Origin of the sequence: Chitinophaga vietnamensis (assembly GCF_902167635.1) — a bacterium.
Taxonomy (GTDB): domain Bacteria; phylum Bacteroidota; class Bacteroidia; order Chitinophagales; family Chitinophagaceae; genus Chitinophaga; species Chitinophaga vietnamensis.
Window position 1 is genome coordinate 295,536 of the sequence record NZ_CABHMS010000003.1, and the last position, 12,151, is coordinate 307,686.

Sequence of the window (12,151 nt, forward strand, 5' to 3'; positions counted from 1 at the left end):
TAAGTGGTATGGAACAACTCAAATTTCCGGAAGTGATTTTTGGCACCAGCGGACTAGGAAATTTATACGTCGCCCTCCCGGATGAAAAAAAGTTATCCATTGTTAACGAATGCCTCGCGCATTCGCAACAAGCAGTTATGTTTGATTCGGCCGGCAAATACGGCGCCGGCTTGGCTTTGGAGGTATTAGGCCGGAGCCTGAAACAATTACAGGTCCATCCTGCGGATGTACTGATCAGTAATAAACTAGGCTGGTATCGTACCGCATTAAAAACGCCGGAACCCACTTTTGAACCAGGCGTATGGCGAAATCTGCAACATGATGCCGTTCAAAAAATAAGTTATCATGGCATCCTGGAATGCTATGAACAAGGCAATGAATTATTGGGTGATTATCCTGCGAAACTGGTATCTGTGCATGATCCGGATGAATACATCGCCGCATCGGAAAATGAAAGAGAACGGCAACAACGTTATCAGGACATACTGGATGCTTACCGCGCCTTGCATGAATTGAAAAAAGTGGGCAAGGTCAAAGCCATCGGCGTAGGAGCAAAGGATTGGCGGATAATTGCGAAAATAGCAGCAGACGTAAAACTGGATTGGGTGATGATCGCCAATAGCATGACTGTTCACAGTCACCCTGCCGCTTTGGTGGATTTTATGATAGAGCTGGAGCAGCAAGGGATAGCCATTATCAACTCCTCTGTTTTTAACGGCGGCTTCTTAACAGGATCTGCTTACTACAATTATCAATTAACAGACCCCGTGAAAGATAAAGCGCTATACGATTGGCGGGAACGCTTTCACCAGTTATGTTTCGAATACAATATAAAGCCGGTGGCAGTCTGTGTGATCTTTGGCATGAGCGCGCCGGGAGTCAGGAGCATTGCTTTAAATACTACACAAGCGGAAAGGGTGGCGCAAAATGTTGCCTTGCCGCATGCCATTATCCCTGGCGGGTTCTGGGAGGAGATGGAAAGAGAAGGATTGATCGATCCCGTCTATGCTTCCAGTTATTTGTAAATACTAACAGACAAAATGAATGAAGATGAGCAGTAGATGTTTATTTATTTTGATATGGATGATCATTGGTCATACCTGCCTGGCAAATGCAGATACTATACCCACTTTTGCCGAGCCGCCGGCCGGATACAATGCGGTGAATAATAATATTCCTCACGGAAAATTAACCATCGTTCAATACAAGTCTGCATCACTTGGGAAACTCCGTGAAATGAGCGTGTATACGCCTCCGGGATATACGGCTGATAAAAAGTATCCTGTGCTATACCTCTTGCATGGCATCGGTGCAGACTATCGTCAATGGACGGAATGGTGCCAGGCAGATAACGTTGCAGATAACCTGATCGCGGCAGGTAAAATACAGCCCCTGATAATAGTTTTCCCTAATTGTGATGCAAAGCTGACGGTAACAGATACAGCTGCCGCCAGTCGCTCCGGAAGGGCAGACGGTTTTGAAGGTTACAGAAAATTATTTGAAAGAGACCTGTTAGAAGATATCATCCCATACATCGATGCACATTATGCTACCATGAATGACCGCGAACATCGCGCCATAGCGGGTTTGTCGATGGGCGGGGGACAGTCGTTAAATATCGGCCTGCATCACCTGGAAACGTTTGCCTATGTAGGCGGATTTTCTTCAGCGCCTAATACGAATAAGTTTGGCGGCATGTATAACGACACTGAATTTATTCCGGATATTAAAGCGGCCAAAGAAAAGTTGAAACTGCTATGGATCGGATGCGGAAATAAAGACGGCCTTTTCGGTATCAGTGAAAAGGCGCATCAGTACCTCGAGGAAACAGGGGTTTCACACATCTGGAATGTAGATACTAACGGGCATGACAACAAGGAGTGGGATCGTAATCTCTATCTGTTCTCTCAATATATCTTTAAATGACAGGGCTATTGTTCAGATAATATTCTATCGTCATAGTCAACTGAAAATTGGATGGAGGGATGTTTTATCATTTTTCTGAATGTTGATGGCGGGATAGATTTGTATTTCAGAAACTGTTTATTAAAATTCGCCAGCGTATTGAAACCGCTTTCGAAGCATATTTCAATCACGCTTTTGTTAGTATCGTTCAGGAGTTTGCAGGCATAGCCTATCCTGATTTCATTCAGGTAATCGATATAGGTCTTTTTGGTACTTCTGCGGAAATACTTACAGAATGCAGGTATGCTCATGTTCACGACCGTCGATACTTCGCGGAGACTGATCTTGTTCCGGAAGTTGTTGTTGGTGTATTGGAGTATCAAATCTATCTCTTCCTGATTTAAACTGGACACAGCATCTGGCGCGGGGGAGGACAGGGGAATATAATCTGCCGATTCAGCCATCATATGCAGGCACTGAAACAGGCTGATGATGCGTGCAAATCGCTGTTGATTTTCCAGGTCGCGGATAATGCCAGCCATTTTTTCCCTGCAATGCCCGGTGATCTTCAAACCCTGTGTGGCAGCCTGCAAAAGATGTTTCACATATATGCCTTCCGGTAAATTAATCAGATCACTCCCGGGGAAGTCGGTGGAAAATTGAATCACCACTGCGCTGGTGATCATATCTCCGGACTTCTGAAAAGTATGCGGCAGGTTAGGCGCAAGGAAGAAAATATCTCCCGGCCTGAAATCTCCAATATAATCTCCTACAAAAGCAGATCCTTCTCCTTCCAGAATCAGGATGAGCTCATATTCCTTGTGTTGATGCCAGGGTACTTCAAAGTGGGGAGTACGGTATGTTCTGGCTACAAAAGAAGTATTTTCTGATAACGTGAGTTTCTCTATTAGCGGCTTCATGATATTCGTGCACGTAAATATTGAACTAAGATATGACTTCTCAGTAAGTTATAAAAAACAGGCTGTGTATAATAGTTTATGTTTTGTAGATGATAGGAGTGGTTGCGGGAATCGCCGCCACGTACCTTTATCCAATTGAATCAAATTAACGGGTATGTATTTTATTGGTTACGATATTGGTTCCTCTTCCATAAAAGCGGCGTTGCTGGATGCGGATAGCGGCAAGTGCATGGCGTCTGCCACCTGCCCTTCCAGGGAAATGCCGATACAGGTGCCTCACAAGGGATGGGCAGAGCAGGACCCTGAAAGCTGGTGGCAGGAAATCATCGCTGCCACCCGCTTGCTTAAGCAACAAGCGCAGATCGATTACGCCGCTATCGGCGGCATCGGTATTGCCTATCAGATGCATGGCCTCGTTTGTGTAGACAAACAACAGCAGGTATTGCGCCCGGCGATCATCTGGTGCGACAGCCGTGCGGTGGGTATCGGTAACAAGGCGCTGAGCGCATTGGGAAAAGAGTATTGCCTCGGTCATCTGCTGAATTCTCCCGGAAATTTTACAGCGTCGAAATTACGATGGGTATACGAAAATGAACCGCATATCTACGAGCGTATCGACAAGATCATGTTGCCGGGAGATTTCATTGCCATGAAACTTACGGGCGAAGCGCGTACTACTGTTTCCGGCCTCTCAGAAGGCGTGCTGTGGGATTTCAAAGCCCATGCGGTGAGCAGGGAATTACTGGACTATTACAAGATAGACGAGAACCTGTTACCCGCTATAGTGCCGGGTTTCGGCTTGCAAGGGGTGCTGACTGCCGCCGCTGCGGAAGCCTTGCAATTGCCGGCGGGCATCCCTGTTACCTATCGGGCAGGCGATCAACCGAACAATGCATTATCGCTTAATGTGCTGAGACCGGGAGAAGCGGCTACAACTGCCGGCACCTCGGGAGTGGTGTATGCCGTGCACGACCGCCATGCCACCGATCTGCAAAGCCGCGTCAACACTTTTGTGCATGTCAACAATGATCCGCAGCATATCCGCAATGGCGTGCTGATGTGCCTCAACGGCACCGGCATCGCCAACAGCTGGCTGAAAAATATGTTGGGTGATGTTGACTACACCGCTATGAACCATGAAGCCGCCACCTGCTCTCCCGGTGCGGATGGCCTACGGGTATATCCTTTTGGCAATGGTGCGGAGAGGGTATTGAACAACAAAAATACCGGTGCTTCTATCAGGCACCTGGATTTCAACCGGCATGGCCGCAGGCAAATGTTCCGGGCAGTGCAGGAGGGCATCGTTTTCGGTCTTAACTATGGCCTGAACATCATGGCCGACATGGGCATCAAGATTCACCGGGTAAGAGCCGGCAATGCCAATATGTTTCTTAGTCCGCTATTCCGTGAGATATTTGCCAATACCGCTAATACTGTTATCGAACTGTATAATACCGATGGCGCCCAGGGCGCAGCGCGTGGCGCTGCTATCGGCGCCGGGTACGTGAATACGGAAGATGCCTTCCGGGGAATGGAGCGGCTGATGGTGATTGAGCCGGAACAGGCCCTGCTGGCGCAATACCAGGATGTTTACAACAAATGGCTGACGGAATTACGTTCGAAATTATAAAAGATATATCATTTTAAAATCCACCTTTTATGAGCATTACATTGGGAAATCACGAATATTTTAAAGGGATAGGAAAGATCAATTACGAAGGGCCGCAGTCCGACAACCCGCTGGCCTATAAGTGGTATGATGAAAACCGGATCATTGCAGGAAAATCCATGAAAGATCTTTTCCGCTTTGCAGTCAGCTACTGGCACACCTTCTGTGGCACCGGTGCGGATCCTTTCGGGCCAGGCACTAAAAACTTTCCCTGGCTCGCATCCACAGATCCGGAACAAAGCGCGAAAGACAAGATGGACGCCGCTTTTGAGTTCATTACCAAATTAGGATTGCCCTATTATTGCTTTCATGATATAGACCTGATCGATGAAGGCGCAGACCTGGCCACCTATGAGAAACGTATGCAGCTGATCGTGGACTATGCCCGCCAGAAGCAGGCTGCCAGCGGCGTTAAGCTGCTCTGGGGCACTGCCAACGTATTCAGCCATCCAAGGTATATGAACGGCGCCGCCACCAATCCCGATTTCACCGTAGTGACCTATGCCGCCACACAGGTGAAAAATGCGCTGGATGCCACCATCGCATTGGGCGGGGAGAATTACGTATTCTGGGGAGGCCGCGAAGGATATATGACCTTGCTGAATACAAACATGAAAAGGGAGCAGGAACACCTGGCGCGCTTCCTGGGCATGGCCCGCGATTACGCGCGCAAACAGGGTTTCAAAGGAACATTCTTCATCGAGCCTAAACCCTGCGAACCTACCAAGCATCAATATGATTTCGACAGCGCCACCGTGATCGGTTTCCTGCAACGGTACGGACTGGAGAAAGATTTTAAACTGAATATCGAAGTAAACCACGCTACCCTTGCAGGCCACACCTTTCAGCATGAGCTGCAGGTGGCTGCAGATGCCGGTATGCTGGGCAGCATCGATGCCAATCGCGGCGATGCGCAGAATGGCTGGGATACGGATCAATTCCCGACAAACCTGAACGACCTCATCGAAAGTATGCTCATCATCCTCGAGGCTGGCGGCTTTTCCGGCGGCGGCGTGAACTTCGACGCCAAAACGCGGCGCAACTCTACCGACCTCGAAGATATATTCCATGCGCATATTGGCGGTATAGATACTTTCGCGCGGGCCGCTGTTATCGCAGAAAAAATACTGACGCAAACAGCGTATAAAAAATTCCGTCAGGATCGTTATGCCTCCTTCGACACAGGCCAGGGCAAAGCATTTGAAGAAGGGAAGCTGTCGCTCGAAGACCTCCGCCAGCTGGCACTTGCAGGCGCTGCGCCCGCGCAGATCAGCGGCAAACAGGAATGGCTGGAGAACCTCATCAACAGTTGCATCATTTAAAGGATTTTCGGATTTTTTGATTTTCGGATTTATGGATTTGATTGAGCGAAGATGAACAATGTTGCTATCTCCGCTCCAATCAAATCCATAAATCCGAAATCCATAAATCCGAAAATATAAAACAGCGATCCATGCGGATAATTTCTTGCATCGAACCAGGGAAACTGGAATACAGTGATGTGCCGGAGCCGGTATGTTTGCCTGGTTATTCTATCATAAAGATCCGGCGTATCGGGATATGCGGTACGGATATCCATGCTTTCGGCGGCACGCAGCCTTATTTTACCTATCCCCGTGTGCTGGGCCATGAGCTGGCAGCCGAGTTTGTGGAAGGCGACGCACCGCACCTGCGCAAAGGGGATATGGTCACTGTTATTCCTTATCAGCATTGCGGCAACTGTATTGCGTGCCGCAAGGGCCATACTAATTGCTGCCAGCATATGAAAGTGATCGGCGTGCATGTTGATGGCGGTATGGCGGAGCTGCTCATGGTGCCCTCGCAGCTGCTATTGCCGGCCACAGGATTGGACCCCGACAGGCTCGCACTGGTGGAACCGTTTGCCATTGCAGCCCATGGCGTGAGGCGCGCAGCGGTATCGCCAGAGGAAAATGTGTTGGTAGTGGGAGCGGGGCCTATCGGGCTGGCTACCATGGAAATGGCCGCCATTGCCGGCGCCAGGGTATTAGCGATCGATATGAATCATAAGCGGCTGGCCTGGGCCAAAAAGATAAAAGGTGTGAAAGAAGTCTTTCATGCGCAGGACGAACAATTGGAAGCACAGCTGAAAGAAGCCACCGGCGGCGATATGCCCACCGTGGTGATCGATGCTACCGGCAGCCTGCATGCCATCAATAATGCATTTCGTTTCATGTCACATGCAGGCAGGTATGTGCTGGTAGGGCTGCAAAAAGGCGACATCACTTTCAGCCATCCCGAGTTTCATAAACGCGAAGGCTCGCTGCTCAGCAGCCGCAATGCCACGAGAGAAGATTTCGACTGGGTACTGGAAAACATCCGCAGCGGCAGGATCGCTCCGGAAACATACATCACACATCACCTGCACTTCAATGATACCGTGGAAGAATTTCCTGCCCTGATCACCGACCCGAATATTGTAAAAGGAATGATCAGACTTGATTAAATGACGGGTATTGTAACAAATAAGCCCCTTAATTGAAACAATAGAGGACCATCAATACGGCTGCGACCTCTTATTTTTACAATACTTAATCCACGTGTATGAAATTTGAACTGTTACAGGGCTGTAATGGCCCGGGGCAGCCTATTGCGCTATTGAAAGCATTCGTTGTCCCTCTACCTGTATTGGATATATTATCTATCCCTTCCTCATTTTCTGAAGATATCGCCGGACGGTGTTTTGTTCCCGGTAAAGATGCGGTTTACCGGGAGCATCCGGCGCACCGCCGACGATCATTTCAATAAAGTCTCTCGCTACACAATAATACCTCTGATTTCTCGAACATTGATACAATCGGATTTCCATCCGGTTGTTGTGGGGTATTCGCATGTGAACACCAGGAATTTTGCCATCTAAAAAAATTATTATGTACTCAACCAAAACTAATCGCTTTCATGCAAAGCTGTCTGCATGGCTGTTGTGGGCGCTCCTGATCAGTACCTATGGCTTTGCGCAAACTGCCAGAATAAGCGGTACTGTCATTTATCAGAAAAACGCTGCCCCTGTTCCGGGAGCGTCTGTCACCGTAAAGAATACCGACCGCCGCGCTGTTACCGATGCCGCGGGACGCTTTTCTATCGAAGCATCGGCAGGAAATGTATTGATCGTTTCCATGATGGGATTTCAAAAGAAAGAAGTAACGCTCACGAATACTGGCAGTATCATCGTGCAGCTGACAGAAAATATTTCGCAGCTGGAAGATGTAGTAGTGATCGGCTATGGTAAAACAAAACGTAAAGATGTTACCGGCGCGATCTCTTCTATTACAGGAGATGAGCTCCGGAAAACGCAGCCGGTCACCTTCGATCAGGCGCTCCAGGGCAAGGTGCCCGGCCTGGTAGCACAACAGATCTCCGGCCAGCCCGGCGGCGCTGTATCCATACAGATCCGTGGTATTTCTTCTTTCGGGGCCACCACTCCGATGTATGTCATCGATGGGGTCATTATCGGCAACACAACCTCGCCAGGCGCCGGCACCAATCCGCTTGCCGGTATCAATCCTTCCGAAATCGAATCTGTTGATGTGCTGAAAGATGCTTCTGCTACCGCTATCTACGGCTCCCAGGCCACCAATGGCGTGATCGTTATTACCACCAGGAGGGGACTGATCGCACCACCCGCCATCATGTACGATATGTACACCGGCTTTCAACAGTTGCCTAAAAGACTGCCATTGATGAACCTGCGCGAGTATGCCACTTTCATCAATGAACGCAACAAAGCCCTGGGATGGGGCTTCGATACCCGCGAAGAATTTGCCAACCCGCAATACCTGGGCGATGGCACTGACTGGCAACATGTGCTGTTCAGAAATGCGCCCATGTACAATCACTCCTTGACTGTTAACGGCGGTGACGCAAGAACGCAATACCTGCTGTCTGGCTCCTACTTTAAACAGGAAGGCATTGCGCTGGGCTCCGATTTTAAACGGCTCTCGCTGCGCCTTAACCTCGACAATAAAACAACCGACTGGCTGAAGATCGGTACCAGCCTGCAATTGATCAATATCAAGGAAAATGTGAATGCCACCAGCTCGAATGTTATCAATACCGCGTTGAGCCAAACGCCGGACATTGCGGTGAAAAATACAGACGGCAGCTGGGGCGGCGCTTATAATCCCAACGGATGGGTCAACAGCACCGTCAATCCTTATGCGATTGCACTGATCAATAAAGACCAGGTAAACAGGAACCAGCTCTTTGGAAATTTATATGGTGAAATCTCTTTCCTGAAAGACTTTGTGCTGCGGAACGAAGCCACCGTGAGCTTTTCCATGGCAACGGAAGATCGTTTCAATCCTTCCTATACTTTCGGGCTGGTAAAAAATATCAATAACAGCGGCGCCTATATCTACAATCAAAACTTGTTTACCACGGTCAGGAACTTCCTGACCTATGCACATCTTTTTAAGAACCGGTATAATGTAAATGCGCTGCTGGGACATGAAGCGCAGTTAAGCACCAGTGAAGGCAGCAGCGCCACCCGCTCCAATTTTCCCTCAAACAATGTGCAGGTAATCAGCAGCGGAGATCCCACCACGGCTGCCAATACCGGTATCAAAGGCCAGAGCGCACAGGAGTCTTACTTCGGCCGATTGAATGTTGGCCTGTATGATAAATACCTGTTTACCGCCAACGTACGTGCAGACGGCTCTTCCAAATTTGCGCCGGAAAACCGTTGGGTAACTACCTGGTCTGGCGCCTTTGCCTGGAAAATGAAGAACGAAAATTTCTTGCAGCAGTGGCAACAGCTGAATGACCTGAAGCTGAGGTTAGGATACGGATTAACCAACAATCAGAACATCAGGGACTACGCTTATACCTCTACGCTGAATACAGTTGCCACCGGCCTCACCGGCGTGGCGCAGCTCACCGTGAATATGGGCAATCCATATGTGCAGTGGGAGAAAACGAAATATGCGAACATCGGGCTGGATGGAACATTTTTCAACTGGCGGTTGAATTTCGCTGTCGATTTTTATAACCGCAGAACAGACGGACTGGTGATGCAGATACCCTTGCCACTGTATTCCGGAACTGCCATCGGATGGGCTCCCGGCGCGCTGGACGCTCCTTTCGTGAACATCGGAACGGTTAATAATAAAGGTTTCGATTTCAGGATCAGCTCCACCAATATTAAAGGAAAAAATTTTACCTGGAAAACAGATGTCACTGTTTCGCGCAATATCAACGAAGTGATCAAACTCAATACCGATGGCGCTTCGCTGACCAGGCCATATAGCAAAACGGTGGTAGGCAGATCGATCGGGGAATTTTACGGCTATGTGGTGGATGGCGGCGTATTTGCCACCCAGAAAGATTTTGAAACGCATGCACTGCCGGTGAAGAACGGTGTGCGCCTGCCGGTAGGCGCCGCCGGCGGCAGCATCTGGTATGGTGATCTGAAATTCAAAGATATCAATGGCGATGGCATCATCAACGAACTGGATCAGACCTTCCTCGGATCGCCGATCCCCAAATACCAGATCGGCCTGAATAATACTTTCTCCTATAAAAATTTCGATCTCAATATTTTCTTCAATGCCAACATCGGCAATAAAGTATTTAACCAGCTCAGGATAAATGGCGATTATCCCGGTACCAGCTTCGGTTATCTCCGTTCGCTGATGGACTATGCACAGCTGGCGCTGATAAACCCGCAGGGCTCTGCAACGGATATCAAGAACGTATATGTGAAAAATCCGGATACCAGGATCGTTGGACTGAGGAACGATAATACCAACGATAACAACCGCACTTCAGACAAGTTCGTGGAAAGCGGCACTTTCCTGCGATGCAAGAATATTTCCCTGGGATATACTTTGCCGGAATGGTTGCTCAGCAAGGTTCGTATCCATTATCTGCGGCTCTATGTCAATGTGTCTAATGCATTTATCATTACCAGGTATTCAGGCATGGATCCTGAAATAGGCTCATGGGATCCCCTGACCGCCGGCGTTGACAACGGATTTTATCCGCAGCCGCGGACATTCACCATTGGCGCCAATGTAAAGCTGACCAAATAATTCATTCACGCTAATCCAGATCATCATGAAAGCTATCATAAAAATATTATTCTGTCAGATCATCGTGATCCTGCTGGCGGGATGCTCCAAAAGTTTTCTCGATCGTCCGCCATTGTCTCAGATCAGCGCGGATAATTTCTATCAATCCACCAACGACCTGCGACTGGCCACAGCAGCGCTGTATGCGGGTTCCCCCTGGGGCGACTGGAACTACACTTGTTACCTGCCCGTAGGAGATGTGCTGAGCGGTAACCTGGCTGTTGGTTATTGGGGAGATGCCGTGCAACTGAATACCTTCTCCGTTACCGGAATGAACAGTATCATGGTTTCCAACTGGAAGTCGATGTATACCATCATTGCGCATTGCAATGTAACGATCAATGCTATCAAACAAAAAGCGCCGGACAGCATTTCCGCCGCCAACAAAAATGCCGCCATCGCGGAAGCAAGATTTATACGCGGCTTTGCCTATTATAACCTGGCCGTGCATTGGGGCGCGGTGCCGGTTATTGAAGATAACAGCAAACTGGTGATTGCTCCTTTGGTTAACCGGGTAAAGACAGAAGACGTATTTCGTTTTGCGATCAAGGACCTGACTTTTGCAGCGCAAAACCTGCCACCCGCAGATGTGGCGGGGCGACTGACCACCTGGTCGGCGCAGGGCATGTTAGGCAAAGTATATCTGACCCTGGCAGGACTCAATCATACCGGAAGTCGTGATCAGGCATTGCTGGACAGCGCCCGGAAGTACGCCGGCAACGTGTGTAAAAACAGTGGCCTCTCTTTGCTGCGTAACTATGCAGATCTTTTCAAAACCCAGTTCAACGATAACCCCGAATCATTGTTCGCTTTACAGTGGGCGCCCGGTGTTGGATGGCTGGAAGGAAATATGTTGCAGATCTATTCACCCGGCGGTGCGGAAATATCTGCCAACGGTCAGGCAGGATGGTTCAATATCCGTCCTACTGTGGAACTGTATAAAAGCTATAGCACAAAGGATTCTGTCAGGCGTAAAGCAGTTTTTATGTTGAAGGGAGATTATTATCCCGAGCTGAATGCAGCCGGCGGCGGTTATCATTTCACCGGCGACTGCGGATTAAAAAAACATATCGTCGGAACGAACAAAGATAATAATGCGCCCACCATGACGCTGTCATCTTCTCCGGAACACAATGCATTATTAAGATTGGCAGACGTGTACCTCATCTATGCGGAAGCCGTGCTGGGCAACAATGCGTCTACCAACGATGCGGATGCACTGCTTTATTTCAACAAGGTGCGTGAAAGAGCAGGCGTAAACCCGGCGCCCGCTATAGATGCCGACAGCGTGCTGATAGAACGCAGGATTGAACTGGCGGCGGAAGGGCAGTACTGGACAGACCTGGTGCGCTTGTCGTATTACAACCCGGCAAAGGCCATCAGCAAATTGAACGGAGAAACGCGCGTAACATTTTCTTATACCGGTGGTGTGGTAACTCCCGCTGATCCTTTCGGCGTGATCACGCCGGCCACCATCAACAGCTTTTCTTTTCCGCTCCCTTCTTCTGAAGTGACCGCCAATCCTAAACTGCTGGAGCCTCCGGTATCTTATTACTAAACATGTAAATCTT

Annotated in this window: 8 protein-coding genes; 7 read left to right on the forward strand and 1 reads right to left on the reverse strand. The window is 49.0% G+C overall.

Annotation, left to right across the window (positions count from 1 at the left end; translation table 11 throughout):
- The first annotated feature begins 8 nt into the window (after positions 1–8).
- A complete protein-coding gene (locus tag FPG75_RS09350; protein ID WP_143306520.1) occupies positions 9–1,025 on the forward strand; it encodes an aldo/keto reductase in 1,017 nt (338 codons plus the stop codon).
- 25 nt (positions 1,026–1,050) lie between these two features.
- Positions 1,051–1,926 carry an alpha/beta hydrolase gene (locus tag FPG75_RS09355; protein ID WP_201747920.1) on the forward strand — a complete coding sequence of 292 codons (876 nt, stop codon included), beginning with the start codon at positions 1,051–1,053 and terminating at the stop codon, positions 1,924–1,926.
- Positions 1,927–1,931: 5 nt separating this feature from the next.
- Here the strand turns inward: FPG75_RS09355 and FPG75_RS09360 are convergent, their stop codons facing one another.
- Positions 1,932–2,825: an AraC family transcriptional regulator gene (locus tag FPG75_RS09360; RefSeq protein ID WP_143306521.1), complete on the reverse strand. Its 894-nt coding sequence runs from the start codon at positions 2,823–2,825 to the stop codon at positions 1,932–1,934.
- 154 nt (positions 2,826–2,979) lie between these two features.
- Between FPG75_RS09360 and FPG75_RS09365 the strand changes: the two genes are divergently transcribed.
- The 5 genes from FPG75_RS09365 (at position 2,980) to FPG75_RS09385 (ending at position 12,138) form a co-directional block, all read left to right on the forward strand.
- A complete protein-coding gene (locus tag FPG75_RS09365) occupies positions 2,980–4,455 on the forward strand; it encodes a xylulokinase (RefSeq protein ID WP_143306522.1) in 1,476 nt (491 codons plus the stop codon).
- A gap of 29 nt (positions 4,456–4,484) precedes the next feature.
- A complete protein-coding gene (gene xylA / locus FPG75_RS09370) occupies positions 4,485–5,816 on the forward strand; it encodes a xylose isomerase (protein WP_143306523.1) in 1,332 nt (443 codons plus the stop codon).
- Between the two features lie 131 nt (positions 5,817–5,947).
- The gene (locus tag FPG75_RS09375) at positions 5,948–6,958 is read left to right on the forward strand and encodes a zinc-binding alcohol dehydrogenase family protein (protein ID WP_143306524.1); all 1,011 of its coding nucleotides are present in this window, start codon (positions 5,948–5,950) and stop codon (positions 6,956–6,958) included.
- Positions 6,959–7,382: 424 nt separating this feature from the next.
- A complete protein-coding gene (locus FPG75_RS09380; protein WP_143306525.1) occupies positions 7,383–10,541 on the forward strand; it encodes a SusC/RagA family TonB-linked outer membrane protein in 3,159 nt (1,052 codons plus the stop codon).
- 25 nt (positions 10,542–10,566) lie between these two features.
- Positions 10,567–12,138, forward strand: coding sequence for a RagB/SusD family nutrient uptake outer membrane protein (locus tag FPG75_RS09385; RefSeq protein ID WP_143306526.1), 1,572 nt, complete (start codon positions 10,567–10,569; stop codon positions 12,136–12,138).
- The last annotated feature ends 13 nt before the right edge of the window (positions 12,139–12,151 follow it).

Excerpts from the sequence above, each read along its gene's own strand:
- FPG75_RS09350 (WP_143306520.1), top strand. The coding sequence starts at position 9 with ATGGAACAACTCAAATTTCCGGAAGTGATTTTTGGCACCAGCGGACTA.
- FPG75_RS09355 (WP_201747920.1), top strand. The coding sequence starts at position 1,051 with ATGAGCAGTAGATGTTTATTTATTTTGATATGGATGATCATTGGTCAT.
- FPG75_RS09360 (WP_143306521.1), bottom strand. The coding sequence starts at position 2,825 with ATGAAGCCGCTAATAGAGAAACTCACGTTATCAGAAAATACTTCTTTT.
- FPG75_RS09365 (WP_143306522.1), top strand. The coding sequence starts at position 2,980 with ATGTATTTTATTGGTTACGATATTGGTTCCTCTTCCATAAAAGCGGCG.
- xylA (WP_143306523.1), top strand. The coding sequence starts at position 4,485 with ATGAGCATTACATTGGGAAATCACGAATATTTTAAAGGGATAGGAAAG.
- FPG75_RS09375 (WP_143306524.1), top strand. The coding sequence starts at position 5,948 with ATGCGGATAATTTCTTGCATCGAACCAGGGAAACTGGAATACAGTGAT.
- FPG75_RS09380 (WP_143306525.1), top strand. The coding sequence starts at position 7,383 with ATGTACTCAACCAAAACTAATCGCTTTCATGCAAAGCTGTCTGCATGG.
- FPG75_RS09385 (WP_143306526.1), top strand. The coding sequence starts at position 10,567 with ATGAAAGCTATCATAAAAATATTATTCTGTCAGATCATCGTGATCCTG.